The sequence below is a fragment of the Martinezella lusitana genome (genome assembly GCF_014207095.1).
Taxonomy (GTDB): Bacteria; Pseudomonadota; Alphaproteobacteria; order Rhizobiales; family Rhizobiaceae; genus Rhizobium; species Rhizobium lusitanum_B.
Map to the genome: position 1 here is coordinate 359,979 of NZ_JACHBG010000001.1, position 25,062 is coordinate 385,040.

Annotated in this window: 28 protein-coding genes; 15 read left to right on the plus strand and 13 right to left on the minus strand. The window is 60.0% G+C overall.

The annotated features are described in order from the left end of the window. Positions 1–156: 156 nt before the first annotated feature. Together GGD46_RS01765 and GGD46_RS01770 are read left to right on the plus strand one after the other, a co-directional pair. Complete coding sequence (locus tag GGD46_RS01765) at positions 157–759, plus strand: superoxide dismutase (protein ID WP_184701229.1); 603 nt, start codon at positions 157–159, stop codon at positions 757–759. A 127-nt stretch (positions 760–886) separates the two neighbouring features. Continuing rightward, complete coding sequence (locus tag GGD46_RS01770) at positions 887–1,729, plus strand: metallophosphoesterase (protein ID WP_184701231.1); 843 nt, start codon at positions 887–889, stop codon at positions 1,727–1,729. A 118-nt stretch (positions 1,730–1,847) separates the two neighbouring features. On the opposite strand, the gene GGD46_RS01775 is transcribed toward GGD46_RS01770, so the two are convergent. Further along, positions 1,848–2,549 (minus strand): YafY family protein, encoded by a 702-nt coding sequence (locus tag GGD46_RS01775; protein WP_184701233.1) that lies wholly within the window; start codon positions 2,547–2,549, stop codon positions 1,848–1,850. A 128-nt stretch (positions 2,550–2,677) separates the two neighbouring features. Here GGD46_RS01775 and GGD46_RS01780 point away from each other — a divergent pair, with 128 nt between their 5' ends. From GGD46_RS01780 to GGD46_RS01790, 3 genes are all read left to right on the plus strand, one after another. Beyond that, on the plus strand, positions 2,678–3,313 hold the full coding sequence (locus GGD46_RS01780; RefSeq protein ID WP_184701235.1) for a LysE family translocator: 636 nt from the start codon (positions 2,678–2,680) through the stop codon (positions 3,311–3,313). Between the two features lie 168 nt (positions 3,314–3,481). After that, the gene (locus GGD46_RS01785; RefSeq protein WP_184701237.1) at positions 3,482–3,925 is read left to right on the plus strand and encodes a cytochrome c; all 444 of its coding nucleotides are present in this window, start codon (positions 3,482–3,484) and stop codon (positions 3,923–3,925) included. Positions 3,926–4,024: 99 nt separating this feature from the next. Beyond that, entirely contained in the window at positions 4,025–4,939 is a 915-nt protein-coding gene (locus tag GGD46_RS01790; protein WP_184701240.1) for a cytochrome c, read from the plus strand. 12 nt (positions 4,940–4,951) lie between these two features. Here the strand turns inward: GGD46_RS01790 and GGD46_RS01795 are convergent, their stop codons facing one another. Continuing rightward, complete coding sequence (locus GGD46_RS01795; RefSeq protein ID WP_184701242.1) at positions 4,952–5,731, minus strand: class I SAM-dependent methyltransferase; 780 nt, start codon at positions 5,729–5,731, stop codon at positions 4,952–4,954. Between the two features lie 99 nt (positions 5,732–5,830). Between GGD46_RS01795 and GGD46_RS01800 the strand changes: the two genes are divergently transcribed. Next, a complete protein-coding gene (locus GGD46_RS01800) occupies positions 5,831–6,457 on the plus strand; it encodes a C39 family peptidase (RefSeq protein ID WP_313206281.1) in 627 nt (208 codons plus the stop codon). 103 nt (positions 6,458–6,560) lie between these two features. Here the strand turns inward: GGD46_RS01800 and GGD46_RS01805 are convergent, their stop codons facing one another. Further along, a complete protein-coding gene (locus tag GGD46_RS01805; RefSeq protein WP_184701244.1) occupies positions 6,561–7,049 on the minus strand; it encodes a GNAT family N-acetyltransferase in 489 nt (162 codons plus the stop codon). A 197-nt stretch (positions 7,050–7,246) separates the two neighbouring features. Then, entirely contained in the window at positions 7,247–7,660 is a 414-nt protein-coding gene (locus tag GGD46_RS01810) for a MerR family transcriptional regulator (RefSeq protein ID WP_184701245.1), read from the minus strand. Positions 7,661–7,925: 265 nt separating this feature from the next. Between GGD46_RS01810 and GGD46_RS33710 the strand changes: the two genes are divergently transcribed. Both GGD46_RS33710 and bla read left to right on the plus strand, forming a co-directional pair. After that, positions 7,926–8,204 carry a hypothetical protein gene (locus tag GGD46_RS33710; RefSeq protein ID WP_246806180.1) on the plus strand — a complete coding sequence of 93 codons (279 nt, stop codon included), beginning with the start codon at positions 7,926–7,928 and terminating at the stop codon, positions 8,202–8,204. Positions 8,205–8,290: 86 nt separating this feature from the next. Further along, positions 8,291–9,283 (plus strand): class A beta-lactamase, encoded by a 993-nt coding sequence (gene bla / locus GGD46_RS01820; RefSeq protein ID WP_184701247.1) that lies wholly within the window; start codon positions 8,291–8,293, stop codon positions 9,281–9,283. Between the two features lie 83 nt (positions 9,284–9,366). Here the strand turns inward: bla and GGD46_RS01825 are convergent, their stop codons facing one another. Continuing rightward, positions 9,367–9,915 (minus strand): hypothetical protein, encoded by a 549-nt coding sequence (locus GGD46_RS01825; protein WP_246806181.1) that lies wholly within the window; start codon positions 9,913–9,915, stop codon positions 9,367–9,369. Between the two features lie 66 nt (positions 9,916–9,981). Beyond that, on the minus strand, positions 9,982–11,487 hold the full coding sequence (locus GGD46_RS01830) for a protein adenylyltransferase SelO (RefSeq protein WP_184701249.1): 1,506 nt from the start codon (positions 11,485–11,487) through the stop codon (positions 9,982–9,984). Between the two features lie 163 nt (positions 11,488–11,650). On the opposite strand from GGD46_RS01830, the gene GGD46_RS01835 reads away from it, so the two are divergent. After that, positions 11,651–12,028 (plus strand): VOC family protein, encoded by a 378-nt coding sequence (locus GGD46_RS01835; protein ID WP_184701251.1) that lies wholly within the window; start codon positions 11,651–11,653, stop codon positions 12,026–12,028. A gap of 12 nt (positions 12,029–12,040) precedes the next feature. Here GGD46_RS01835 and GGD46_RS01840 read toward each other — a convergent pair whose 3' ends face one another. Together GGD46_RS01840 and GGD46_RS01845 are read right to left on the minus strand one after the other, a co-directional pair. After that, positions 12,041–12,562 (minus strand): DUF1697 domain-containing protein, encoded by a 522-nt coding sequence (locus GGD46_RS01840; RefSeq protein ID WP_184701253.1) that lies wholly within the window; start codon positions 12,560–12,562, stop codon positions 12,041–12,043. A gap of 20 nt (positions 12,563–12,582) precedes the next feature. Beyond that, positions 12,583–14,676, minus strand: a complete 2,094-nt coding sequence (locus tag GGD46_RS01845) for a S9 family peptidase (RefSeq protein WP_184701255.1) — start codon at positions 14,674–14,676, stop codon at positions 12,583–12,585. 386 nt (positions 14,677–15,062) lie between these two features. On the opposite strand from GGD46_RS01845, the gene GGD46_RS01850 reads away from it, so the two are divergent. Next, positions 15,063–15,452 (plus strand): DUF930 domain-containing protein, encoded by a 390-nt coding sequence (locus tag GGD46_RS01850; RefSeq protein ID WP_184701257.1) that lies wholly within the window; start codon positions 15,063–15,065, stop codon positions 15,450–15,452. Positions 15,453–15,465: 13 nt separating this feature from the next. Here the strand turns inward: GGD46_RS01850 and GGD46_RS01855 are convergent, their stop codons facing one another. Both GGD46_RS01855 and GGD46_RS01860 read right to left on the minus strand, forming a co-directional pair. Then, the gene (locus GGD46_RS01855; protein ID WP_184701259.1) at positions 15,466–15,798 is read right to left on the minus strand and encodes a chaperone modulator CbpM; all 333 of its coding nucleotides are present in this window, start codon (positions 15,796–15,798) and stop codon (positions 15,466–15,468) included. A gap of 3 nt (positions 15,799–15,801) precedes the next feature. Continuing rightward, positions 15,802–16,713, minus strand: a complete 912-nt coding sequence (locus tag GGD46_RS01860) for a DnaJ C-terminal domain-containing protein (protein WP_184701261.1) — start codon at positions 16,711–16,713, stop codon at positions 15,802–15,804. A gap of 270 nt (positions 16,714–16,983) precedes the next feature. Here GGD46_RS01860 and GGD46_RS01865 point away from each other — a divergent pair, with 270 nt between their 5' ends. Continuing rightward, positions 16,984–17,775, plus strand: coding sequence for a polysaccharide deacetylase family protein (locus tag GGD46_RS01865; RefSeq protein WP_184701263.1), 792 nt, complete (start codon positions 16,984–16,986; stop codon positions 17,773–17,775). A 113-nt stretch (positions 17,776–17,888) separates the two neighbouring features. On the opposite strand, the gene GGD46_RS01870 is transcribed toward GGD46_RS01865, so the two are convergent. Together GGD46_RS01870 and GGD46_RS01875 are read right to left on the minus strand one after the other, a co-directional pair. Beyond that, positions 17,889–18,980: an AI-2E family transporter gene (locus tag GGD46_RS01870; protein ID WP_409527656.1), complete on the minus strand. Its 1,092-nt coding sequence runs from the start codon at positions 18,978–18,980 to the stop codon at positions 17,889–17,891. A 177-nt stretch (positions 18,981–19,157) separates the two neighbouring features. Then, positions 19,158–20,024 carry a VOC family protein gene (locus GGD46_RS01875; RefSeq protein ID WP_184701267.1) on the minus strand — a complete coding sequence of 289 codons (867 nt, stop codon included), beginning with the start codon at positions 20,022–20,024 and terminating at the stop codon, positions 19,158–19,160. Positions 20,025–20,337: 313 nt separating this feature from the next. On the opposite strand from GGD46_RS01875, the gene trhA reads away from it, so the two are divergent. Further along, positions 20,338–21,006: a PAQR family membrane homeostasis protein TrhA gene (gene trhA / locus GGD46_RS01880; RefSeq protein WP_184701269.1), complete on the plus strand. Its 669-nt coding sequence runs from the start codon at positions 20,338–20,340 to the stop codon at positions 21,004–21,006. On the opposite strand, the gene GGD46_RS01885 is transcribed toward trhA, so the two are convergent. Beyond that, the gene (locus GGD46_RS01885) at positions 20,981–21,496 is read right to left on the minus strand and encodes a hypothetical protein (protein ID WP_184701271.1); all 516 of its coding nucleotides are present in this window, start codon (positions 21,494–21,496) and stop codon (positions 20,981–20,983) included. The two genes, trhA and GGD46_RS01885, sit on opposite strands and share 26 nt — an antisense overlap. 379 nt (positions 21,497–21,875) lie before the next feature. On the opposite strand from GGD46_RS01885, the gene GGD46_RS01890 reads away from it, so the two are divergent. Genes GGD46_RS01890 through GGD46_RS01900 form a run of 3 tightly spaced genes read left to right on the plus strand, consistent with a single transcriptional unit; the run spans position 21,876 to position 25,062 of the window. Further along, entirely contained in the window at positions 21,876–24,269 is a 2,394-nt protein-coding gene (locus GGD46_RS01890; protein ID WP_184702213.1) for a putative monovalent cation/H+ antiporter subunit A, read from the plus strand. Continuing rightward, the gene (locus GGD46_RS01895; protein ID WP_184701272.1) at positions 24,266–24,685 is read left to right on the plus strand and encodes a Na+/H+ antiporter subunit B; all 420 of its coding nucleotides are present in this window, start codon (positions 24,266–24,268) and stop codon (positions 24,683–24,685) included. The genes GGD46_RS01890 and GGD46_RS01895 overlap by 4 nt, the downstream gene beginning before the upstream one ends. Further along, complete coding sequence (locus GGD46_RS01900; RefSeq protein ID WP_184701274.1) at positions 24,685–25,062, plus strand: Na+/H+ antiporter subunit C; 378 nt, start codon at positions 24,685–24,687, stop codon at positions 25,060–25,062. The genes GGD46_RS01895 and GGD46_RS01900 overlap by 1 nt, the downstream gene beginning before the upstream one ends.

Here is a 25,062-nt window from a genome sequence, read left to right on the forward strand (position 1 = left end):
TAGTTTTAAAGTAGATGCTATACCCAATTGAAAATAAGGCAATTTTTGCTCCTGCAGGCAACTTTTTTGGCATGTCGCCGGTTGCTCTTCCTGGCGACCGCTCCTATGTTCCGGTCACCTGCCGACCGCAATTTTCTGCCAAGAGGAGATATGACCATGGCTTTCGAATTGCCTGCACTTCCGTACGATTACGACGCCCTTTCGCCGTTCATGTCGCGTGAGACGCTCGAATATCACCACGACAAGCACCACAAGGCCTATGTCGACAACGGCAACAAGCTCGCTGCCGAAGCCGGTCTTTCCGACCTGTCGCTCGAAGAAGTCGTGAAGAAGTCTTTCGGCACCAATGCAGGCCTCTTCAACAATGCTGCCCAGCACTACAACCACATCCATTTCTGGAAGTGGATGAAGAAGGGCGGCGGCGGCAACAAGCTGCCGGGCAAGCTCGAAGCTGCCTTCAATTCCGATCTCGGCGGCTATGACAAGTTCAAGGCTGATTTCGCCGCTGCCGGCGCCACGCAGTTCGGCTCGGGCTGGGCATGGGTTTCCGTCAAGAACGGCAAGCTCGAAATCTCCAAGACCCCGAACGGCGAAAACCCGCTGGTTCATGGTGCAGACCCGATTCTCGGCGTCGACGTCTGGGAACACTCCTACTACATCGACTACCGCAACCTGCGTCCGAAGTATCTCGAAGCCTTCATCGACAGCCTGATCAACTGGGACTACGTCCTGGAGCGCTACGAAGCCGCCACGAAGTAAGGTCTGCCGCTAAGGCTGGCTTTCGCACCCGGCGTCTTGATGGCGTCGGGTGTTTTCGTATCGTCAGCCCATATTGACGTATTCGTGGGCCGCTTGGCGTTCCAAGGATGCCGCCCAAGGAGGCTGAATGCCATCAGCACCGCTCTTCCGCTTCGGTGTCGTCGCCGATCCGCAATATGCCGATCTCGAGCCCAATCTGACCCTCAATCGCTATCCCGCGAACAGCCTTGCCAAACTTCGTTCGGCGATAGAGGAATTCAACCGGCACGATATCGCCTTCGTCGTGACGCTTGGCGACATCATCGATCGCGAATGGAAGAGTTTTGATGCGATCTTGCCGGTCTATGAGACGCTGCGTCATCGGAAGCACTTCCTGCTCGGCAACCATGATTTCGCGATAGCGCCCGAGCATCTCGACAATGTGCCCGCACGTGCCGGCATGCCCTCCGCCTATTACGATTTCGGCCATTCCGGCTATCGCTTCATTGCGCTCGACGGCAACGAGATCAGCGTCTTCGCTCCGCCGGAAGGAGATCCGCGTCGACAGCAGGCAAAGGAGCTGATGAAGGTGCTGGACGATGCGGGAGCGCTCAACGGCCAGCGCTGGAACGGCGCCATCGGCGAGCGGCAATTCGACTGGTTTGCCGAGAAACTGCAGGAAGCGAAGGCGGCAGGCGAGAAGGTCGTCGTCATGAACCATTATCCGGTCTTCCCGGACAATGGCCACAACGCCTTGAACAGCGAGCGGATGCTCTCGCTTCTGGCCGGGCATGACCATATCGTCGCCTATCTCAACGGCCACAATCATGCCGGCAATTTCGGAGTGTCGGGCGCCACTTACTTCGTCAATTTCAAAGGCATGGTCGATACCGAAGACACCAATGCCTACGCAATCGTCTCGGTCTACGAGGATCGGCTGGAGATCACCGGTTTCGGGCGCGAAGTCGATCGAACTTTGACGCTGCGCTGAGCTCTTGCTGGGCAGCCTCCGCCTTTCGATCGCGTCCCTTCTGTGGCTTGTCGGACATGCGAGGAGAGGCTGTTTGGCTTGACAGGATCCGGTCCCGTGATCGTTGTCCAGCAACATCTCAAGCGTTTGCAGTGGAGGCGTTCGTCTGCCAGCCGTTCACCCAGATCTGCCTGAGGCCGTCACCTTCGCCCTTGAACCAGAGCCCGGTCGGCTGGCAGTCCTCGATCCTGTCGCTGCGGAAATTGCGAATGGCTTGGCGCAGCTCGCACCAGGCGACGATATTCGCCGCCTCGGCATAGTAGATCAGCGCGATTGGCCGGATGATGCGCTCCGTGGCGCGGCCGAGTTCATCGCGATAGGCAAGCTCGAGCTTTTCCTCGTCGCGAATGGCACGGCGGACGAGTGCCAGGTCGATTGCGGATGCTGAGGGCGCCGCGAATCCCCAGGCATGCAGCGCATTGGCATCGAGGGTCTGGCGCAGTGGCGGCGGCACGGCGCCGGCGATCTTGGCGGTCACGCGCTTGGCAGCCTGTTTCAGCTCGGCGTCGCCGGTGCGCTCCAGGAGCGCCAGCGACAGCACGATCGCTTCCATCTCCTCGATCGAGAACATCAGCGGTGGCAGGTCGAAACCCGGCCGCAGGATATAGCCGATGCCGCGCTCGCCCTCGATCGGCACCCGCATCGCCTGGAGTGCGGCGATATCGCGATAGACCGAGCGTACCGTCACCTCCAGCTGGCCGGCAATATCGGCCCCCGTTACAGGCCTTTTGGCCAGCCGCAGGATCTGGATGATCTCGAAAAGGCGTGATGCCTTGCGCATTTCTCGCCCCGAAAGTGAAGGCTACTGACAACACCCTGTCAGTTGGTTTTACATATAAGATCGTCTATCGACTTGAAAATCAATCATTTCCTCTCCGCTCTTCATGGAGAGGGCGATAGGCAACTGACATGGGTTATGCAGAGAATCTTTGGCTTTTCTTTCTTCTTCTTTTGGGGATCATCATCGTGCCGGGCATGGACATGCTGTTCGTGCTCGCCAATTCGCTGACCGGCGGCAGCAATCGCGGCCTTGCCGCGACGGGCGGCATCATGCTCGGCGGGGCGGTGCACTCGCTGAACGGCGCGGTCGGCATCGGCCTGCTGATGCATTTCGTGCCCGTTCTCTTCAATCCGCTGCTCGTCATTGGCGGCGCCTATATGGCCTTCATCGGCTATACGCTGATGCGCAGTTCCATCACCGTCGGCGGAGAAGGGCCCGCCGGCAGCCGTTCTGCCTGGAAAGCCTTCCGGCAGGGAGCGGTCACTTGCCTGATCAATCCCAAGGCCTATCTGTTCATCTTCGCCGTCTATCCGCAGTTCCTGAAGCCGGATTACGGTCCGATGTGGATACAGGCCGTCATCATGGGAGCCATGACCATCGCAACCCAATTTGCCGTTTATGGCGCTCTTGCAGTTACTGCCGGGCGCAGCCGCGAGCTGCTGGTCGCCAACCCCAGGGTAACTGCCTTTGCCGGCCGCGCGGCCGGTCTGCTGCTGGTTGCGGTTTCGGCATTTACGGTCTGGGAGGGCCTGAAATTGGCGTGAGGATTGATTTGGCGAATGCATGTGTCGATAGCATGACACTGATTTCACTTAGCTCTCACCACTTTGTGACTTCATTGCCGGAGTGGAAACCGGCAAACATGTCGCCCGTACTCATGCGTCGGGTCGCCTTCGTGGCCTCGATCATTCGGAAATAGGTAGGAGAACGAAATGAAATGGAAAGCGATTGTGGCGGCAGCGGCCTTGGCCAGCATCGCCCTGGGTTCGGTCGTCGCAGCCGACGGCACGCATGATTCCCGTATCGGGATGATGAAGAAGATCGGCGGCGCTGCGGGAGCTCTCGGCGCGATTGCCAAGGGCGACAAGCCCTATGACGCCGATATCGTCAAGGCATCGCTGGCGACGATTGCCGAAACGGCGAAGGCTTTCCCGGAGCAGTTCAACCCGCAGAGCGACAAGGGCGATGCCGAAGTCAATCCGAAGATCTGGGAGAACCTCGACGACTTCAAGGCCAAGGCCACCAAGCTCTCCGCCGATGCCGAGACGGCGCTCGCCCAGCTTCCGGCCGACAAGACAGACGTCGGCTCGACGCTGAAGGCCCTTGGCGGTGCATGCGGCGCCTGTCATCAGGCCTACCGCGTCAAGAAGGACTAAGCGGTAGGTCGCGGCTTCGTCTCAGGGTTGGTTTCGGCCCCGCGTCCGGTTTGTGACCGGCGCGGGGCGCATCGGCTTTGAAGCCGGAAGGGGGTAGTTGTGATGGCGCGGTTTATCCGGTGGCTGCTTTGTCTCCTCGGCGTGGTCGTCCTTGGCGGCGGTGCCTTTTATGTCGTGACGGCGCCTTCGCCCTTGCCGGCAAGCCATTGGACCAATCTTGGCGATCCCGATCTCAAGAATGGCGAGAGGGTCTTCTGGGCAGGCGGCTGTACGAGCTGTCATGCTGCGTCCGGCGCTCAGGGCGATGCCAAGCTCGTGCTTTCGGGCGGTCTGGCGCTCACCAGCCCCTTCGGCACCTTCCATGTGCCGAACATCTCGCCGGACGAAAAGGCCGGGCTAGGCAGCTGGACACTTGCCGATTTCGGCAATGCCATGAAACAGGGCGTCGGCAAGCAAGGCGAGCATCTCTATCCGTCCTTCCCCTACGGCTCGTATACCCGCATGAGCGACAAGGACATCAACGATCTCTGGGGCTTCCTGAAGACGCTGCCGAAGAGCAACAATGTCGCTCCGCCGCACGAACTGCCCTTCCCCTTCAATATCAGGCTGGCGGTGGGCAGCTGGAAGTTCCTCTATCTCAATGATCAGCCGCGCGCCATCCTTGCCAGCGCGAATGAGAAGGTCAAACGCGGGCAATATCTGGTGGAAGGCCCCGGACATTGCGGCGAATGCCATACGCCGCGTGACAGTCTCGGCGGCTTCATAGGCGGCCAATGGCTGGCGGGTGCGCCCAACCCCGAGGGCAAGGGCCAAATCCCGGATATTACGCCCGGCTCCAAGGCGATCGGTGGCTGGAGTGCCGGAGATATCGCCAATTACCTCGAAACCGGCTTCACCCCGGACTACGATTCCGCCGGCGGCTCGATGGCCGAGGTCCAGCAGAACATCGCCCACCTGCCAGCGACGGACCGCGAAGCGATTGCTGCCTATCTGAAGGCGCTGCCCAAGAGATAGGTCGAACGGCGCTCAGGTCTCGTTTGAACGGCGGGCGAGATAGAGATGCGTTTCGTAATGCAGTTCGAATACATCGCTTTGGGCGGCGATTGCATCGGCCAGTTCGGCAAGCAAAGCCTCCTTCCGGCCTTCAGGCAGAAGCCGGTAGCTTGAGAGCGTACGAAGCAGGTCCGTATAGCTCTGTGCCGTGTGCGACCGGCTCCAGCGATAGCAATGCTCTGTTGGCGCTTCGAATTGATCGGATTGCCGTAGCTGCCCGGCAAACGGGCCGTCGGGCAGATACCAGGACTCGACGGGCGGTCCTGAAAGTTGCGGGGCGTGACGGGCATAGATATCGGCAAATCTCTCCGCAAATTTCGGCTCGGGCGGCATTGGCACACTGCCAAAGACAGCAAGCGCACCTCTCGGCGCCAGCAGAGCCGCACTTTTGGCAAGGCGCAGTTCCGGCGCGACCCAATGGAAGGATTGCGCCGCCGCTATCAGCTTGAAGCCTCCTTGTTCCGCTGACCATGCTTCGAAAGTGGTTTGTGCGAACCGCACCTGAGGAAATTCCGTTAGTCTTTTGCGCGCAACTGCGAGCAGCTCCTCGCCGGGATCAATGGCGAGAATCGAAAGCCCCTGACGGGCAAAACCTTCCGTCGCCTGTCCCGTACCGCAGCCGATCTCCAGCATCCGGTCTGAAGGTTCCAGCCCCGCAAACTCGATGGTATCCGTGAAAAGAGCATCGGGATAAAGCGGGCGGGCACTATCGTAGAGCTTGGCGACGCCATCGAATGTGAACCGCTGTTCCAAGATGCACCTCCAGTTGCGGATCGAAGCCGATAGCCTTTTTTCTAGCGCATTTTCCGTCGAGCTTGTAGCAACTGGATTCGGTACCGGGAGAGGGTGGTCGTGGACGCAAGGGTGACGCAGAAGGTTCCTTATTTCAGCCAATGGGAAACGCCCGACATGACTCTGGCTGTCGTCACCGAAGGTGCGCGGGCGGCCTTGCTGAAGGATCCACTCTGGGCGTCCTCCGGTGCGCGCGATATCGAGGAATATGCCCATTGGGCTGCCAACCTCTGCGGCATGGCCTGCCTGAAGATGGTGCTTGCCGCCCGCACCGGTAAAGCGGCCCCGATCATGGATCTGGCCATGGGCTGCAGGGATTATGGCGGCTATGTCGAGGAGCCGGATGGCAGGATCAGGGGGCTGATCTACGCGCCCTTTATACCCTTCGTTCGCGATCGCTTCGGTCTGATGGCAAGGGTCGTTACCGGGATCTCCATCACCGACATCGTCGATATCCTCACCCAATCTGAATTTTTCATTGCGTCAGTCCATCACTCCATCCGCTGGCCCGAGACCGAGCCGCCGGCAAAGGGCGGCCATCTGGTGCTGGTGACAGCCATCGACGGCAAAAAGATCCGCTTCCACAATCCGTCCGGTCACGTCGATGCGACGCGCGAGAATGCGGAGATGACGCTGGAGACATTCGAGAAGTTCTTTGCTGGCCGCGGGATCGCCATCGATCGCTGAAGCACTTCCAGGAGGCGTGCGCAGCGGTTTTCCATCCGGAATGCGCAAAACCGTAAAGGTTCTGGAAGTCAGGATCCAATGGCGATCCCGTTGAAGGCCGGCATCAGGCCAGAGCCTGCAGATAGCGCATGCCGGTGACCGGACGAGGCTTGAAATCCATGTGTTCGTAGAAGCGATGGGCCTGGAAATTGCCTGTCGCGGCGCCGACCGAAAGGTAGCTGCAGCCGGCCTTGCGGGCGATGTCGCGGGCGCGGTCGACAAGATGCTGTCCGATGCCGTGGCCGCGATGGCCGTCACGTACAAAGAGATGATGCAGGTCCATGCCCCGCTGGCCTTCCTGTGCCTTGTAGAGCGGCACGAGAATGGCGTAGCCGATCAGCCCATCTTCGCCTTCGGCAACAAGCGCCGTGATCCACGGCAGCGGGCCGAAAAGATCGCGCTCGAGCTGCTCGGGCGTCGAGCCGGAAGGGTCGCCGTGATGGGCGGCCAGAAGCCGGATCATGTCGTTGAGCTCGGGCAGGTCTCGCGGCTGCGCGCTGCGAATGGTCAGAACGGGCGGGCGAAGAAGTGAGATGTCGCTATCGTCTAGCATGGCATTTGCGTCCTTGTTTTTAAATGAGCCGTCAGGACGCTGCCGATACAACAAAGCCGCCTGACGGCGGCTTGTTGACAAAATGATCTGTCTTGGCCGCCCCTTACAGGTACAGCCAAAAATACGAGCAGTTATGGAGCGCGTGCGTGATCATGGGCGCTTACATGATCCGCTTCAGCGCATTTGTCAATGGGGGCTCAATGCTCTGCTTCGCAAAGCCCGTGATCGGACAGCGCCCGGATCACATAGCAGTCCTCGATGCTGTGGCCGTCGCAATGCGAGACGATGCGCTCGAGCTCATGCTCCAGCCGCTTCAGCTGTGCGATCTTAATGCGGACGTCGTCCAGATGTTCGCGGGCAATGCGGTCGGCGCCGACGCAGGGGCGGTCCGGGTGCTGGCTGAGCGAGATCAGCTCCTTGATGGCATCGATCGTCAGACCGAGATCGCGCCCATGGCGGATGAAGGCCAGGCGCTCCAGATCGGCCTTGGAATAGCGCCGCTGATTGCCTTCGCTGCGATCAGGCTCCGAGATCAGGCCCATCTGTTCGTAATAGCGGATCGTCGGCACTTTCACGCCGGTACGCTTGGATAGATCACCGATCGTCAGCATCTCTCGTCTCCGATACCTCCAGAGCAATTCCAGCAAAAGTGCGTAGCCGTTTTGCGCCCGGAATTGCGTAACAAAATGAGAGAGAGCATTTCCATGGCCTCGTCTAAGGCGAAAATCTCTAGTCTCTAGAGCTATATATGCCGCTGATCGCTCGTCTTTGCAAGGGCAGGGAGCAATAGCCATCCATACAACTGGAGATCCGGATGTCCCACATCACACGTCAGCAAGCCAGGCTGTTATTGCGCGTCCGCCGCCTCAAAGTCAGATGGATGCCGTGGAGCGTGCGTTCGAGGCCGAGCGTCCGTGCAGGGAGGTGCTGCATGCGGAAAGCGAACAGGCCCGCTGTCACGCGGTCGATGACCCCGGTTCTCGCCATTGCCGCGCTTCTGCTCGGCAGCCGATTCAGCTGGCCGTCCCGCTCGATTTCATTCTGCAAGGAGAGGATCTGCCGGGCGAAATCCGCGGCGCGATCGAGACGCGGCCGGCCAACATTCACGAACTCTCTCACGTCACCGTTGAAGTCACAGTCGACAAGGCGGCATAAAATCCGGTAGCAATCGGGCCGGCCGGAGGCTTGCCATATTCCTCGCATAGCCCACAATCCGGTCCGATTCTGCTGGAGGCTTTCGAATGCCCATATTGCTCACCCGTCGCCGCCTTGTGGCAGGTTCCGCTCTGCTTGCTCCTGCTCTGACGCTCGCTCCGAAAGCGCTTTTTGCCCAGGCCGCCACCACGCCCGCGCCTGCTCCTCAGGATAATACTGCAATGCCGTCAGACGGACAGTCGCCGGACGGCGATGGCGGCGCGCAGGGCAATACGCAGCTGACCGACGATGTCGACAAGCAATTGGCGGCCCTGGAGAAGAAGATCGGCGGACGACTTGGGGTCTCCGTCCTCGACACGGAGACCAATATTTCGCTCGGAAGCCGCGAAGAGGAACGGTTTCCCCTTTGCAGTACCTACAAAGCTCTTGCCGTCGGCTTCGTGCTGGCGCGGGTCGATCAAGGGGTCGAAAAATTGGACCGCCGCGTCACCTACGGGAAAGACGTAGTGGTAACCTATTCCCCGGAAACCGAGAAGCATGCCGGCACCGAGGGCATGACTGTCGCGGAACTCTGCGGCGCAGCGATCACGCTCAGCGACAACACCGCCGGCAATCTGCTGCTGGAAAGCTTTGGTGGTCCGGCGGCGCTCACGGCTTGGCTGCGTTCAACCGGCGACACGGAGACACGCCTCGATCGCAATGAGCCCGACGTCAACCAAGCGACCAAGGACGATCCGCGTGACACGACCACGCCCGATGCGATGCTGGATACGATCGGCCTCCTGACACTCGGCAACACGCTGTCGGAAACCTCCAGGGATCAACTGGTCAACTGGCTAGTCGGAAATACCACTGGAAATAATCGGCTGCGCGCAGGACTGCCCAAGGAATGGAAGATCGGCGACAAGACCGGCACCGGCAACAATGGCTCATATGCCGATATCGCCGTCATCTGGCCGCCGGAGCGCGGGCCGGTTCTGGTGACGACCTTTGTGGCGGAAACCACGGCGCCTGCCAAGGATGTGGAAGCGGCCTTCGCCGAGATCAGCAAAATCGTCGTCGGCATGGTCGGGCAGTAACGAAAATCCGCTAGATAAAACAAGGCGATGCGATCGAGATGTGAATCAGGATCGCATCGCCTTCATGTAGCGTCGCAATAAGTTCAGACCAAGGACAAGGCCGAGGCTGCGCCGTCTGCTTCTTTCTCGCTGTCGCCATCGGTGTTTCCGACGCCGAGCTTCTGCTTGATCTCAGCGGCAATCTGATCGGTAATCGCCTTTTGGTCTTCGGCCGATAATTGGCTGAAGGATTCTTCCGTCAGCCCGTGTGCTTCCAGATATTGCGCGCGGATTTTCTGCGCGGGCGTCATGTTCGCCCACTTGCTGAATTCGTCCAGAATGTCCTGGTTGGATTTCTTGGATGAAGCCGTCTTGCTGCTGCCGTCGATGGCGCTCGATCCATCGTCTTCTGCACCGCTGCCGTCGGCTGCCGAAGTCGACGTTGCGCCGATCTGGCTAAGCCAGAAAGCCGATGAAATTGAGGAGGGGATGCCGCTACTGGATGCGATCGACGGTCCCTGCGATTTGTCCTGCTGCTCGCCGTCATCAGGCAGGCTGAAGGGCGTGCTGTCGTCGGAATCCGCATCCTGCTGGTTGCTGCGGATCGGGGCGCTGAAATAGTTCTGGGTGCTGCCATGCACTTTCATCGTCATGTCTCCCTATGGGTTGGCGCGACGATGACTCTCCAAGCCTGTCTGGGGCTTATGTCCTAAGTTGTGTCAGGTGCCGCAAAAGGTCTGCAGCACTCGTTCCGAGGGCAACGGTGGCTCGGTGTAGGGTGCGAAGGCAGGCTGATCGTCATAGGGCTTGGCCAATACTTCCAGCAGCGCTTCGAACAGCGAGAAATCGTCGTCCTCGACTGCAGCCTGGATCGCCTGTTCGATTCGATGGTTGCGCGGGATGAACGCCGGATTGACCTTTCGCATGGCACTCGCCCGTGCGCCGGATGACTGAGGGTCCCTGGCAAGGCGCTCGCGCCAGCGCGCAAGCCATGGCGCAACGGCTTGCGGATCGTGGAAGGTCGCCGCGAAATCGGTGACGTCCTCGTCGGCTGCAACGGAGGCGAGGCGGCGGAAGGTCAGTGTGAAATCCGCGCCTTGCTGCTGCATGATCGTCAACAGCGACTGGATGAGATCGAGATCGCCCTCCTCTTCACTTGCAAGGCCGATCTTGCCGCGCATGCCCGAGAGCCAGTGGGCCTGAAAGCGTTCGCCATAAGCTTTGATGACGGTATTCGCCAGTTCGATCGCCGTGTCGACGGATGGATCGATCAGCGGAATAAGCGTCTCACCGAGGCGTGCGAGATTCCATTGGCCGATCGCCGGCTGATTGGCATAGGCATAGCGGCCATTCCGGTCGATGGAGGAGAAGACCGTCGCCGGATCATAGGCATCCATGAAGGCGCAGGGGCCGAAATCGATCGTCTCGCCAGACACGGTCATGTTGTCGGTGTTCATCACGCCGTGAATGAAACCGACATGCAGCCAGCGCGCGATGAGCGTGGCCTGCCGCTCGGCCACGGCCTCCAGCAGCGCAAGATAGGGGTTCGCGCGGTCGCTGATATCAGGATAATGGCGGCCAATGACATGATCGGCCAGAACCTTCAGATTGTCCGTGTCGCCGCGCGCCGCAAAAAACTGGAAGGTGCCGACGCGGATGTGGCTCGCCGCAACGCGCGTGAAAACGGCGCCCGGAAGCACTTCCTCGCGGTAGACAGGCTCGCCGGTGCTCACGGCCGCGAGTGCCCGCGTTGTCGGAATGCCGAGAGCGTGCATGGCCTCGCTGACGATATATTCGCGCAGAACTGGGCCAATTGCGGCGCGTCCGTCACCGCGCCGTGAAAATGGCGTCGGTCCCGGGCCTTTGAGTTGGATGTCGCGGCGTCTACCGTTGCGGTCCTTGACTTCCCCGAGAAGGATCGCGCGCCCGTCGCCGAGTTGCGGCACGAAGTTGCCGAACTGATGCCCGGCATAGGCCATGGCGATCGGCCGCGCGCCTGGCAGCAGCTCGTTTCCGGAGAAGATCGCCGCAGCATCCAGCCTCAAGGCATCGACGTCGAGCCCGAGTTCCCGCGCCAGCAACTCGTTGAACTTGATCAGCTTCGGGGCTGCGACAGGCGTCGGGGCCTGATCCGCAAAGAATTGCGGCGGTAGGCGCGCATAGCTGTTGTCGAAGGCGACGGGTGGCGCACGAAGTGCAGTATCATCGTGAAGAGGAGAGCTCATGTGTATAAGGTAAGGTTGCTGAGGGGGAGGCGCAAGGCGCTTGTTCCAGGCAGGGTTTGACCTAGTTGGTTGACGGCCCGGGGATTTCGTCGGCGAACGAAGCAGTGGCGGTAAGGCCATATGAGCGCCGGCTGAAAATGCTTCGAAACACGGGGGAGAAAGCATGCGTCTGAATCAAGTGACAGTGACGATGCCGGACTTGGATGCGGGATGGAGTTCCTACTCTACTCTTGGTCTCAAGCCTGTGGTCGATGCGCGCCCGCGATATGCACGTTTCGTCTGCCCGGATGGAAACAGTACATTCTCCCTGCATCAGGGCGAAGCAGACGGCGGCGGTACAACTGTTTACTTCGAGTGCGATAATCTGGATGAGGTGGTCCAAAGTCTCAAAGCGGCCGGTATCGGCTTCACAAGCGGGCCTGAAGACAAAAGCTGGCTCTGGCGTGAGGCCGAGTTGTTCGATCCAGGCGGGAACCGGGTCGTCCTTTATTTTGCGGGAACGAACCGGATAGACCCTCCTTGGCGGGTCGCATCAAAGTGATGCTGCGCGTCCCTATCTCGCCTCCAGCTCGCGCGCCATCTCCGCGAGTTTCCGTACCGTGTTGAGATTTCTCGATGTACCTGCCTTCAGCGCCGGCAGCTTCAGTTTCGAGCGTCCGGAACCATCAGGATAATGCACATAGATTTCGCGGCCGGCGATATGCACTTCCTCGCCGCCGGGTGCCACGAGCTTGTCCAGCGCATCCTTCGGCGGTTCATCCGGCAGGAAGCTGACGAGCAGATAGTTTGGCTTGGCATGCGGAAAGGGCGAATTGTCGGCCGCATGTTCCAGTTCCTGGCAGCTACGCAGGATGACGCCCGGAGAGCTTCCCATCTTGCGCGCCAGTGCCTCTTCAAGTCGTGCCTGCACCTTTGCCTCGCCCTCGTCGGAGCGAAAGAGCACATTGCCGCTCTGGATATAGGTCTTCACGTCGGTGAGGCCGATCTCCTCGCAGAGCGCCTTGAGTTCTGCCATCGGCAATGCGCCGGTGCCGCCGACATTGACGGCACGCAGCAGGGCCACAAAGACTGCCATTCGCTCCTCCCGACTTCAGCCTACATCTTGCCCGCGACCTTGATGGCGAAGGAATATTCAAAGGCCACTTCCTCCAGACGCTGGAAACGGCCGGATGCGCCGCCATGGCCGGCATCCATATTCGTCTTCAGCAGGATGGGCGCGTCGCCCGTCGTCTTGTCACGCAGCTTGGCAACCCACTTGGCCGGTTCCCAATAGGTGACGCGCGGGTCGGTGAGCCCACCGAGCGCGAGGATAGGCGGATAGGCCTTCTCGCCGACATTGTCATAGGGGCTGTAGGCGGCGATCTGCTCATACTCTTGCTTGCTGTCGATCGGGTTGCCCCATTCCGGCCATTCCGGCGGCGTCAGCGGCAAGGTGTCGTCGAGCATAGTGTTGAGCACGTCGACGAAAGGCACGGCGGCAATGACGCCGGCGAATTTCTCCGGCGCCATGTTGGCGATTGCGCCCATCAGCATGCCGCCTGCCGACCCGCCCTCGGCGATGATCTTCGCGTAAGAGGTGAACTTCTCTTGATTCAGATAGTCGGCAGCCGCGATGAAGTCCTTGAAGGTGTTGGTCTTCTTCGCCATCTTGCCGTCTTCGTACCAGGCAAAGCCCTTATCCTTGCCGCCGCGGATATGGGCGATGGCATAGACGAAGCCGCGATCGGCAAGCGACAGGCAGTTGGTGTTGAAGCCGGCCGGAATGGTGATGCCGTAAGCGCCGTAGCCATAGAGCAGGCAGGGCGCAGTGCCGTCGAGTGGCGTGTCTTTGCGATAAAGCAGCGTCACCGGCACTGTTTCGCCGTCCCAGGCGGGCGCGAAGACGCGGCGCGTGATGTAGTCTGCGGGGTTGTGGCCCGAGGGCACTTCCTGCGTCTTCAACAGCGTGCGCTCGCGCGTCACCATGTTGTAGTCGAAAAGCTGGCTCGGCGTCGTCATCGAAGAGTAGGAGAAGCGGATGACGTCGGTATCGTATTCCGCAGCCCCCTGCAGGCCGAGCGAATAGGCCTCTTCCTCGAAGGCGATGGAATGTTCTTCGCCAGTGCGGCGATCGCGGATGACGATGCGCGGCAGGCCATCCTTGCGCTCCAGCCAGATGAGGTGGCGCGCGTAAGCCATGTGGTTGAGGATCAGCGTGCCCGGCTTGTGAGCCACCACTTCGCGCCAATTTTCCTTACCCGGTCTGTCGGCCGGCGTTTCCATGATCTTGAAATCCTTGGCGTCGCCGTCGTTGGTCAGGATGTAGAAGACGTCGCCACCTTCGGTGAGCTCATATTCGATCCCCGTTTCGCGCACGGCGACCACCTTCGGCTCGGCGGTCAAGTCGGAAGTCGCGATGATGCGATATTCGCTGGTCTCGTGGTCGTGGATGTCGATGAAGATGTAGTCATCGAGCAGCGAGCCGCCGACGCCCATGAAGAAGCCTGCATCCTCCTCTTCGTAGACGAGCCGGTCCTGCGATTGCGGCGTGCCGAGGATGTGATGATAGATCTTGGACGGGCGATGGTTCTCGTCCTGCAGCGTGTAGAAGAAGCTTTTGCCGTCGGGCGCCCAGACGCCGCCGCCGCCGGTGTTCTCGAGAACATCCGAGAGATCCTCGCCGGTCTCGAGGTTGCGGACCTTCAGCGTGAAATATTCCGAGCCCTTGTCGTCATAGCCCCAGATGCCGAGGCTGTGGTCGGTGGAGTGATCGAGGCCGGAAAGGCGGAAATAGGACTTTCCTTCGTTCTCCTTGTCGCCGTTCAGCAGCAGCTTGCGCTCGCCGCCGTTGCGGGCTTCGCGAAAATAATGCGGCTGCTCGCCGCCGGTGACGTAAAGCGTGCCATAGGCATAGGGGCCGTCTTTGACCGGCACCGAGCTGTCGTCCTCCTTGATGCGGCCCTTCATCTCGCCGAAGAGAACCTTCTGCAGTTCCTTCGTGTCGGCCATTGCCGCATTCATGTAAGTGTTCTCAGCTTCCAGATGAGCGCGGATTTTCGGCGCCAGGATCGACGGATCCTTAAACATCGCCTGCCAGTTGTCGGCACGCAGCCAGGCGTAATCGTCGCTGCGGCTGATGCCGTGACGCGTATCCGCAACAGGATGCTTCGGGGCGGCAGGCGGGGTGGGGAGGTTCTTGAATACAGACACGAGTGCGCTTTCTCTGGAGTGAAAGTCGGATGCGAAGAGAACAGAGAAATAGAGGCGGGCCGCATGAGGTTCAATAGGGAACTCTCCCCTCAAGCTTCATACAAGTCGGGTAAACTACTGTTGATCGACTACGGTATCGCGCATCTTTCATCGCGCGCCAGGGGCGCTGCAGCGCCTTTAAATGCTTCAAGATTCCGCAAATCGATCTCGATCCGAGGAATAGCGCAGTAGGCAGCTTGCGGGAAACCGTTGGGGGGAGCTGCCTTGATGAGACCACAATCTTTATCGAAGTCGGCATACATTGCGTCGACATAAAGGCGGTCGAACCGCCATCCCTGATGGAACGGACGCAACCAAATCCAGAATAATGCAAGGGACCGGTCTTCATGCTGAAACTCGTTGCCATCCTCATTCCATTGGCTGCTGTCGCCAACTCCGCCTTCGCTGTCGATCCGGCAATGAAGAAACAACTGGAGAAGCTTGATCCATCGGAACGCATGGAGCAGGCATGCGATGCAGAGGCAATGAAGCGGATCGGCACGGAAAAGACGGGTTTCAAGCCGGATAAAGTCATCGCTTACACATTCAGCGACCCCGCCATGAACCCGGATTCGATGGATGCGCCGGGTGCGGTCTTCCGCAGCAAGGGCGACTGGTATCATCTCTCCTACAATTGCGTCACTGGCCCGAAGCACATTCATGTCCGGGAGTTGAGCTACCAGATCGGCGAAAAAGTGCCGCGCGAGGCGTGGCAGGAGCACTATCTCTACAATTGACTGACAGGTGCCGTCAGCGCCGCCTCAGAACCTCGACGCGATTGAGCTCCGAGAGGATGAGCTGTTGCACGTCGGAAGGCTGGTGGCGAACAGCGTCCGTGAGATCGCGCAGCGTCGCGCGCAGGCTATGGATCTGATCGACCAGATCCATGACGACATCGACGCCGGGCTCGTTGACGCCCATGGCATTGCCGAGGTCGAGGATAAGCTGGCCGCGGGCAATGTCGGCCTCGCGGAAGTTCCGGCCCTGATCCGTCACCTCCGGCACCACCCAGCCCTGTGAGATCCAGACTTCCAGCACCGTGGTCTCGATTTCGAGGTGCAGTCGAAACTCTCTCTCGTTCATCGCTTATCCTCCCATGGTCTTTCTGGGATCTTGTGTCTTGCCGGCTTCCCATTCCGAGACGAAACGCGTCAGCTCGGGATCCGACGCATCCGGAAGCACGATCTTCAGGGTAACATAGGCGTCGCCATTGTCCTTGCCGCGTACAGGCGCGCCCTTGCCCTTCAGCCGCAATGTCTTGCCCGTGTTGGAATTCGGCTGCAGCGTCACCGTGACGGCGCCGGAGGGAGTGGGAACCCTGATTTTGCCGCCAAGCACTGCTTCCGTCAGCGATATCGGCAGCTCCAGCCGAATGTCGTCGCCGTCACGGGTGTAGAACCGATGCGGACGGACATGCACCGAAATCAAAGCATCGCCGGCTGGCCCGCCATTGAAGCCGGGGTCGCCCTTGCCCTTCAGCCGCAGCGTCTGCCCGTCACGGGTACCTGGCGGTATCTGGACGTCGAGGGCCGGTCCATCAGGCAGGCTGATCTGCTTTTTCGCGCCGTTGATGGCATCAAGAAAGTCGACCTCCATCGTATAGTGACGATCTTGACCCTGCATTTGGGAATGGCCTCGGCTGCGCCGCGAGAAGAAGCTGGAAAACATGTCATCGGCATCACCGAAATCGGCAAAGCCGCCGGTATTCTGATAGGGGCCACGCTGGCCTTCATTGGCGGCGTAGTCGCGATAATAGTTGCGCGGTGCCTGTTCGGCGCCGCTGCTGTCGATTTCGCCGCGGTCGAAACGCGCGCGTTTCTCCTCGTCGCCGACGATGCCGTATGCCGCTGAGACCTCCTTGAATTTGTCCTCGGCCTGCTTGTCGCCGGGGTTGAGGTCTGGATGCAGCTTCTTGGCAAGCTTGCGATAGGCGCTTTGAATATCCTTTTGCGGGACGTCGCGTTTTACGCCCAATACTTCATACGGATCGCGGCTCATGCATGTCTCTCTTCGGGAGCACGGAAAATACGCAGATAGTGTTACGATGGCCTCATATCAATCGTAGCATAGACGCCGACGGGTTGAAGCCCGGAGCGTGATGCTTTCTAAGCCCAGCGTATATCTGATGCGATATGGGTGGGTTTGCCCTCGGTCTGCCATATTTCCGGCGTGTTGCCGGAAGATGGCGAGCGGAGAGGTGGAAAATCCGTGGTGATCCCACGGTCTTCCGTCAGATTAGATTGTCTCGATTCGCCCGGTGGCCGCTTGATGAACCGTTTTGTGCTTGCATCCGCATTTCTTCTCGCTGCCGGCGCTGCTTATGCAGCGCAGCCTGAACAACCGCCGGCAGGCTGGCCGCAACTGCCGCCGAAGGCAGCCGCCCCGAACGTCAAGCTCGTCGAGCCGCATTTGCGCGTCAATCGAGCCGGCAAGGGCGCGCCACGCATCGCGCTCACCTTCGACGCCTGCATGGGCAAGACCGACCCGCGCATTCTGAGCACCCTGGTCGATCAGCGCATCCCGGCAACCATCTTTGTGACCGCGCGCTGGCTGCGCACCAATCCGGACGCATTGAAAGTCTTCCTGGCTCACCCGGATTTGTTCGAGCTGGAAAACCACGGGCAGAACCATATCCCGGCCGTCGACATCCCGACCCAGGTCTACGGCATCCCTGCTGCCGGCTCGCCGGAGGCGGTCGCCCAGGAAGTGAAGGGCGGGGCGGATGCGATGATCGCGGCGGGCATACCGCAACCACGCTGGTTCCGCGGCGCGACCGCCAAATACAGCCGCTCGTCGATCGAGCAGATCCGCGGCATGGGCTACCGGATCGCCGGCTATTCGGTGAATGGCGACGGCGGTTCGCTCCTGCCGGCCAAGATGGTGGAAAAGCAATATGTCTCCGCCAAGGACGGCGACGTCATCATTTCCCATATCAACCAGCCGACGCATGCCGCCGGCGAGGGGGTGGCCGCGAGCATCCTGGCGCTGAAAGCGAAAGGCGTGCAGTTCGTCCGCCTTCAGGACATTCCCGAAAAGGGCGACGACGGCACGACGAACTGATGGCGTGAACCGGCTGGAGTATATCTGTTTTCAACCTGAGTTACGGAAATGCTCTATCCCTTTGTTTTCACGCATTTTCGGCAGCAAACCGCGCCGCTTCTCGTGGAATTGGTTTAACCCGGCAGTTGCGGCTGGGCCTTTTCTTCGATGAAGAGCTCGTCGATCACGGTCATGACAATCAGCGACAGTGGCAGCGCCAACATGGCGCCGACGGCACCCCACATCCATGTCCAGAAGATGATAGCGAAGAAGACGACAAAGGGATTGAGTTCCCACTGACGGCCCATGACGGCTGGAAAGACCAGATTTTCCACAGCGAGGTGGACTGCAAAGAAGGCAATGGCGGGAGCGAGCGCAAAGACTATGTCCGAATGCGTGATGATGCCGGCGATTGCCAATGCAATCGTCATGGTGGTGACGCCGAGAAATGGAATAAAGCTGGCAACGAAGGCGAATACGCCCCAGAGCACCGGCACGCTTAAGCCGCCGACGTAGGCGATAATCGTCATCGCGACGCCGATGCCGGCATAGATCAATGAGGCCGTGGCGAAATAAAAACCCAGCACCTGCTCCACCGCATAGATAATCCTGATTGTCGTCAGTCGCGCCGCCCTGTTTGAGAAGGTCATGATGATCGTCTTGCGCAGGCTGAGCCGGCTAACGAGAAACAGGAGCAGCGCCGCAAAGAAGATCAGGATCTGAACGATGGCCGGGGTGAGGTTGCTGGAAACGACATGCAGGACATTGCCGCTGTTTTCCAGGAGGGTAGTGATCGACATCGGGCCGCTCTGGAAGGTTTCCGGCGAAATGTGCAGCCATTTGAACCGGTCGAGATAAGGCATCAGCCTATCCGCGGTTCGCTGGAAGAAATCGGGAGCCTCCTGCGCCAGCTTCGCCAGCGGCCCGGCAAGCGCATTGATGACGAGGAAAATCGCCAGCGCTACGGCCGATGAGAGGAGAACGGCGTTGAGGACGCGCGGCACACCGAGCTTGCTGAGTTTCTCAGCCGCCAACCCCAGGATCATGCCGACGACGACGGCGAGGGTCACTGGAATGAGAATGATCGACATCATATAAACGCCGGCCAGAGCAAGGATAAGAAAGATACCTATGGTCGCCCACTCGGCGGCGATGCGAAGCTGACCGGTTGGCGGATTGTCCGCCGGTTCGGAAGTGGTTGCGTCGTTGCCATATCCTTGCGACATGTTTTGCCGCCCGCCGGAGTTCCCATCGCGACGCTCCGGTCCGCCTGGCTGGATTCCGGCGTTTCTATCGGTCTCCATGCACTCAAATCCCCGAGGCACGATTGCCTCGAGATTCAAACGCGAAAAAGCCCGTTCCGGTTCCGAAACGGGCTTGCGAAAGCACATTGAACGAAGCGGTCAGGCGACCAGATTAAGGCCTATGCCCCAAGGGTCGCGCAGCGAAATGCCGCCGTCGCGCTTTTCGGTTTTGATCTCATGCTGCTCCAGAGCGGCAACAGCCTTGTCGAGCGAAGCCTTGTCGTTGAAGCGCAAGGTATAATCCGAAAGGCCGGTCATGTGTTCGGAGCGTATGCCGGCGCCGCGGCTGTTCCATGTATTGGCGCCGAGATGGTGGTGATAACCGCCCGTCGCAAGGAAGGTCGCGCCGGGATAGCGCGCCGCCATGACCTTCATGCCGAGGACATCGCGATAGAAGGCGTTCGCTTCGGCGACGTCGCCGACCTGCAGGTGGATGTGCCCGATCGCCGAACCGTCGGCCATGCCGTCCCAGCGGTCCTGCGGAGCGCTTTCGTAGAGTTTCTGCAGATCGAGCCTGAGCGTCGCCATCTCTACCGTGCCGTCGTCGTGGAAGGTCCATTCCTCATGCGGCCGGTCGGCATAGATCTCGATGCCATTGCCTTCGGGGTCGGAAAGATAGATCGCCTCGCTGACGATATGGTCGGATGCGCCTTCGAGCGCGACGTTGTTATGCGCGGCGTGGCGGAGCCAGCGGGCAAGCTCGACGCGGCTCGGCAGCAGGAAGGCGGTGTGAAACAGGCCGGCCGCCGTCCGCGGCGCCCGAGCTGCAGCGCGATCCGTCGTCAGGGTCAGGAGCGGTTGGCCGGCGACGCCGAGCACTTCACCGCTTGCGGTCTTCTCTATCACCTTCAGGCCAAGCATGTCCTGATAGAAGCGGGAGACGAGCGGCAGATCGGTGACGACGAGATGCGATTGGCCGACATAGGCGGGGCGGGTAAGCGCGTAGGAGGGGGCAGTTTCGGTCATGGGCAATTCCAACCTCTACATTTCTAGAAAAGGCAACCGGCGTTGGCGGCAGGTGAGCCGTCAGTGGCGAGCGGAAGGTTTCGCCGGTTGATATGCCTCTTCGATATCCTCTGCCCGCTGTACTTGCCTTTCTATATGGCGGATTTCGATTGTTCACAGAAGGCCAGAAATTGCGGATTGAGCGTTCGCCAAGCGTTGACGATGTAGCTGGTGTCGTTCACGAAGATTGATCGAAATGCCAGTTTGACGCAGTTGCTTCCCCATTTGCGAGGTGCAAGGATCGAGCCGTTACGGAATTTGAGCGTACGAACAAATGACCGAGTACAAAGGCATCCGCTGGGCATACGATCGATACGAAGTGATCGCCGACAGCATCGTCAACGGTATCGGCGTGGTCTTTGCGCTAATCGGTGCGACTGTCCTGATTTTCTACGCGACCGTCTGGAGTTCCTACGGCGCGATTGCTGCCGCCTGGATCTATGGCGTCGGCCTGGTGCTGACGCTCGGCATGTCCTTCACCTACAATCTCTGGCCGGTGTCGCGGACGAAATGGTTCCTCCGGCGCTTTGACCACTCCTTCATCTACGTGCTCATTGCTGCCACTTACACGCCGTTTCTCGAGCGTGGGGCCGAGGATCCGCTGCTATTTGCCATGCTGATCGCCGTCTGGGTTTTCGCGGCATTCGGCATCGTGTTGAAATGCCTGTTCCCGGGGCGTTACGATCGGTTGGCGATCCTGCTTTATCTCGCCATGGGTTGGAGCGGCGTCATCGTTGCCAAGCCGGTTTCGATGCATATTCCTTCCGCATCGATGCTGCTCATCGTCATCGGCGGGGTGATTTATTCGCTTGGCGTCATCTTCCACGTCTGGGAAAAGCTGCGCTTCCAAAATGCCATCTGGCACGGCTTTGTTATTGCCGCCGCCGCCGTACATTACTCGGCGGTGCTCACCTGCTTCAGCCTGTCGCCGGAAGGGTTTTGACGACCTGCGCCGTCGGCGTGCACTTCTTGGTCGGGCGCAGGCTGCGCACCAGGCGCATCACGATGGCGTCATAGCGTTGCATGTCGGATTTCGAGTAATCCATCTGGAAGAAGGCCGCTCCGCCGTTGCAAAGCGCCACGCCGCGCACATAGACGATACGGCCCTGTTTCGTGCCGGAAAAGCTGATGCCGCGTGAATTCGACTTGGTGTAGGAAATCTTCCAGCCTTGATCCCTAGCGAGGGCAACGCGCACATTTGCCTCTTCCACGAAATCGCCATTTGCGAGCGCCGTACCGAAAACCTGCAGCATGGCCGACCGGTCCGCAGGCGACAGCGACAAGCGATTGGCGTCATGGGAAGGGGTCGATAGATGGAAGTCCGACGGCAGTTCGATCGCGTAGCCGAAGCCTGCATCGTCATAGGACCACCACTCGGCGGCAAACGCCGAGGCGGGGCAAAGCAGCAGGAAAGCTATCAGGCGGGCAAGCATTGCGGTTTCCGGAGGCGGGGTCTGCAAACCGGTCAAGAATAGCGCATTTTTTCAGCGGAAATTCCATAGCGATTCTGGAAATGATACAAAATTAGCTCAAATTCGTTACAGCTTCATTGCGAGCCATGCAGGATTGTATGATTTTCCGCCGGGTCGATGCATCTATGCGCGGGCTCCTTCCCGAGCCTCCTAAAGTCTTGCTTCGAAGGGGCTCGATATCCATGGCAACTGCCTGGCTTTGCCCCGTCGAAAAGCGATTTCAGTGGTTTAATACCGGTTTTCGACCGTTTGCACTTGAGGCGATCAACCCATTCGCCTATCCCTGCACTCTAGCTCCGGCTTTGCCGGATTCCGCATGATCGTTCAGCAGGGAGAAGGCATGGCCGGTGTCACGGGCCTGACATTCCTGGCTCTATGTCTGCCGTTTTTGGGTGCGTTGATCGCGCCCGTCTTCGTTCGGCGCCTCGGACACAATGCGGCCTGGTTTTTGGCGCTGCTCCCGGCATTTGCCTTTCTCCATTTCTGCAGCTTTCTGCCTGAGATCGCAGCGGGACAGACGATTCGAGGCGGCTTTGATTGGGTGCCGAGTCTCGGCCTGCGCTTTTCATGGCTGCTCGACGGCCTCTCGCTCACCTTCGCACTGCTCGTCACGGGTATTGGCACACTGATCGTGCTTTATGCCGGCGGCTACCTGAAGGGACATGCGGATCTCGGGCGCTTTTTTTCGTTCATCTTCCTCTTCATGGGCTCGATGCTAGGTCTTGTCGTTGCGGACAGTTTCTTGACGCTGTTCGTTTTCTGGGAGCTGACCTCCATCACCTCGTTCCTGCTGATCGGCTTTGATCATCGCCGGGAGGCGTCGCGGCGGGCGGCCCTGCAGGCGCTGGTCGTCACCGGTGGAGGAGGGCTGCTGTTGCTGGCGGGCCTGCTGCTCATCTGGCAGATCACCGGTCTCGGCTCGATGTCGGAGTTGTTGGGCTCCGGCGATGTCTTGCGGGCAAGCCCGTTCTATCTCACGGCCCTGATCCTCGTGCTCGGCGGCGCCTTCACCAAGTCGGCGCAGTTTCCATTTCACTTCTGGCTTCCCAACGCCATGGAAGCGCCGACGCCCGTATCGGCCTATCTGCATTCCGCTACCATGGTGAAGGCTGGCGTCTATCTCCTGATGCGGCTCAATCCGGTCATGGGCGATACGGCGGCATGGCAGACGATCCTGCCGGTTTTCGGTGCGGCGACGCTGCTGGTCGGCACCTTGCTGGCAATCCGTCAGACCGACCTCAAGCTGAAGCTTGCCTATACGACGGTATCCTCTCTCGGACTGCTCGTGCTGCTGACCGGCTTCGGCACGGATTATGCCGTCGAAGCCGTGGTCCTTTATCTGGTGGCGCACTCGCTGTTCAAGGGCGCCCTGTTCATGGTCGCCGGCATCGTCGATCACGAGACGGGAACGCGTGACATCACGCGCCTCGGCGGGCTGCGTTCGGCAATGCCGCTCACCTTCGCCGCCGCGCTCACCGCTGCCATCTCGATGGGCGGCCTGCCGCCCGCCTTCGGTTTTATTGCCAAGGAGGAGATCTATGCCGCATTGGCGCAGGCCTGGCCATGGGCGGTCGTTTTGACGATCGTCGCCGTCGCCGGCAATGCCCTGATGTTCGCCATCGCCTTTGCCGTGGCGCTGAAGCCCTTTGTCGGGCCTCTGGTCGATACGCCGCGTCATCCGCACGAAGCGCCGCCGCTGTTGTGGCTCGGGCCGGTGTTGCTCGCCTTGCTCGGCCTCGCGGCGGCTCTGCTCTCGGGGGCATGGCATGTCTATGTGACGTCGCCGATGGCCAGTGCCGTTGCCGGCAAGGAACTGCATATATCCGCCTCGCCGATCCCGCATGTCGGTCTGCCGCTGGCGCTTTCGCTCGCAACCGTGCTGGCTGGTATCCTGGTCTATTGGCAGCTTGATCGCGCTCGTTTCGTCATGTCGGTCATCCTGCGGCACCTGGGGCCGGGACCGGATCGTGGTTTCGATGGCCTTATCTCCGGCTTGGTGCGGTTGTCGCACGCGGTCTCACGCATCCTGCAGCCGGGCCGCCTGGAAATCTACGTCACGGTTACATTTCTCTGCCTTGCGGCCATGTTGCTGGTGCCGCTCGTTGTGTATGGCGAGCTTCCGGCTATGCCGGCCCGGCCGAATTTGCAGTGGCATGAGGCGACCATTTTCCTGATTGCCGTCATCGGGCTTGCCTCGGTCGTTCTCGCGCGAGATCGGTTGACAGCCATCGTGTCGCTTGGCATCCAGGGCTTTGCCGTCGCCGTCATCTTCCTGCTGTTCGGCGCACCGGATCTGTCCTTCACGCAATTCATGGTAGAGACCCTGTCCGTCGTCATTCTGGCGATGGTGATGACGAGGCTGCGTCTTTCGTCGGCCGATCGCCGTCCGCCGCTGAAAATGTTTGCCCATGCCTTGCTCGCGATTGGCTGCGGGGCAGGCTTCTCGCTTCTCCTGCTGAAGGCGACGCAGGCTCCCTTCGATCTGACGCTGACTGCATTCTTCGACCGTTACTCGAAGCTGATCGCCCACGGCGACAATGTGGTCAACGTTATCATCGTCGACTTCCGCGGTACGGATACGCTCGGCGAGATTGCCGTCGTTGCCATGACCGGACTGGCCATCCTGGCGTTGATCCGCATCCGTGCGGGCGGTGAGCGCAAGCTTGCAGCCAACGATCCGGACCGTGAGGAAAAGGCCGATGTCGAAAATAGAATGGAGGCCGAGCGCTCGTGAACACGCTGATCTTTCGGACCGCCGCACCCTTTCTGACCGCATTGATGCTGCTCTTTTCCGTCTTTGTCCTGCTGCGCGGTCATAACGAACCCGGCGGCGGTTTCATCGGCGGTCTGATCGCCGCATCCGCCTTCGCGATTTATGGCATTGCCTGCGGCGTGACTGCGGTGCGCCGCGCCATCGTCCTTCATCCGTTGACGATCGCCGGGTTCGGCCTGCTGGCGTCGACGCTTGCAGGCTTCCTGTCCATCGTCTTTGGCGTGCCCTTCATGACCGGGCTGTGGGTCTATCCGCATCTGTTCGGTGTAGAAGTGGCGCTTTCCACGGTGATGCTCTTCGATATCGGGGTCTATCTGGTCGTCGTCGGTGCGATCACATCAATTGCGCTTGCGCTCGAAGAGCGGGAGGTCGACTGATGGAGGCTGTTTTTGCCGTTCTTGTCGGCCTGTTCTTCTCGGCGGCGATTTATCTGATGCTGTCGAAGTTTTCGATCCGCATCATGCTCGGCATCGCCATCCTCGGCAATGCCGTCAATCTGCTGCTCTTTACTGCGGGCAGGATAACGCCCGAAGTGCCGCCCATCATTCCGCAAGGCGCCAGCACGCTCGATCTGTCGGCGGCCAATCCGCTGCCGCAGGCATTGATCCTGACTGCCATCGTTATTTCCTTCTCGTTCCTGGCCTTTCTGCTCGTCCTGACTTACAGGGCCTATCAGGATCTCAAGACGGACAATACCGGCGAGATGCAGGCAGCCGAACCGGACGAGCGGCCGCTGCCGCCCCTGGGGTACTGA

Excerpts from the sequence above, each read along its gene's own strand:
- GGD46_RS01765 (WP_184701229.1), top strand. The coding sequence starts at position 157 with ATGGCTTTCGAATTGCCTGCACTTCCGTACGATTACGACGCCCTTTCG.
- GGD46_RS01770 (WP_184701231.1), top strand. The coding sequence starts at position 887 with ATGCCATCAGCACCGCTCTTCCGCTTCGGTGTCGTCGCCGATCCGCAA.
- GGD46_RS01775 (WP_184701233.1), bottom strand. The coding sequence starts at position 2,549 with ATGCGCAAGGCATCACGCCTTTTCGAGATCATCCAGATCCTGCGGCTG.
- GGD46_RS01780 (WP_184701235.1), top strand. The coding sequence starts at position 2,678 with ATGGGTTATGCAGAGAATCTTTGGCTTTTCTTTCTTCTTCTTTTGGGG.
- GGD46_RS01785 (WP_184701237.1), top strand. The coding sequence starts at position 3,482 with ATGAAATGGAAAGCGATTGTGGCGGCAGCGGCCTTGGCCAGCATCGCC.
- GGD46_RS01805 (WP_184701244.1), bottom strand. The coding sequence starts at position 7,049 with ATGCTAGACGATAGCGACATCTCACTTCTTCGCCCGCCCGTTCTGACC.
- GGD46_RS01810 (WP_184701245.1), bottom strand. The coding sequence starts at position 7,660 with ATGCTGACGATCGGTGATCTATCCAAGCGTACCGGCGTGAAAGTGCCG.
- GGD46_RS33710 (WP_246806180.1), top strand. The coding sequence starts at position 7,926 with ATGGATGCCGTGGAGCGTGCGTTCGAGGCCGAGCGTCCGTGCAGGGAG.
- bla (WP_184701247.1), top strand. The coding sequence starts at position 8,291 with ATGCCCATATTGCTCACCCGTCGCCGCCTTGTGGCAGGTTCCGCTCTG.
- GGD46_RS01825 (WP_246806181.1), bottom strand. The coding sequence starts at position 9,915 with ATGACGATGAAAGTGCATGGCAGCACCCAGAACTATTTCAGCGCCCCG.
- GGD46_RS01830 (WP_184701249.1), bottom strand. The coding sequence starts at position 11,487 with ATGAGCTCTCCTCTTCACGATGATACTGCACTTCGTGCGCCACCCGTC.
- GGD46_RS01835 (WP_184701251.1), top strand. The coding sequence starts at position 11,651 with ATGCGTCTGAATCAAGTGACAGTGACGATGCCGGACTTGGATGCGGGA.
- GGD46_RS01840 (WP_184701253.1), bottom strand. The coding sequence starts at position 12,562 with ATGGCAGTCTTTGTGGCCCTGCTGCGTGCCGTCAATGTCGGCGGCACC.
- GGD46_RS01850 (WP_184701257.1), top strand. The coding sequence starts at position 15,063 with ATGCTGAAACTCGTTGCCATCCTCATTCCATTGGCTGCTGTCGCCAAC.
- GGD46_RS01855 (WP_184701259.1), bottom strand. The coding sequence starts at position 15,798 with ATGAACGAGAGAGAGTTTCGACTGCACCTCGAAATCGAGACCACGGTG.
- GGD46_RS01860 (WP_184701261.1), bottom strand. The coding sequence starts at position 16,713 with ATGAGCCGCGATCCGTATGAAGTATTGGGCGTAAAACGCGACGTCCCG.
- GGD46_RS01865 (WP_184701263.1), top strand. The coding sequence starts at position 16,984 with ATGAACCGTTTTGTGCTTGCATCCGCATTTCTTCTCGCTGCCGGCGCT.
- GGD46_RS01870 (WP_409527656.1), bottom strand. The coding sequence starts at position 18,980 with ATGTCGCAAGGATATGGCAACGACGCAACCACTTCCGAACCGGCGGAC.
- GGD46_RS01875 (WP_184701267.1), bottom strand. The coding sequence starts at position 20,024 with ATGACCGAAACTGCCCCCTCCTACGCGCTTACCCGCCCCGCCTATGTC.
- trhA (WP_184701269.1), top strand. The coding sequence starts at position 20,338 with ATGACCGAGTACAAAGGCATCCGCTGGGCATACGATCGATACGAAGTG.
- GGD46_RS01885 (WP_184701271.1), bottom strand. The coding sequence starts at position 21,496 with ATGCTTGCCCGCCTGATAGCTTTCCTGCTGCTTTGCCCCGCCTCGGCG.
- GGD46_RS01890 (WP_184702213.1), top strand. The coding sequence starts at position 21,876 with ATGGCCGGTGTCACGGGCCTGACATTCCTGGCTCTATGTCTGCCGTTT.
- GGD46_RS01900 (WP_184701274.1), top strand. The coding sequence starts at position 24,685 with ATGGAGGCTGTTTTTGCCGTTCTTGTCGGCCTGTTCTTCTCGGCGGCG.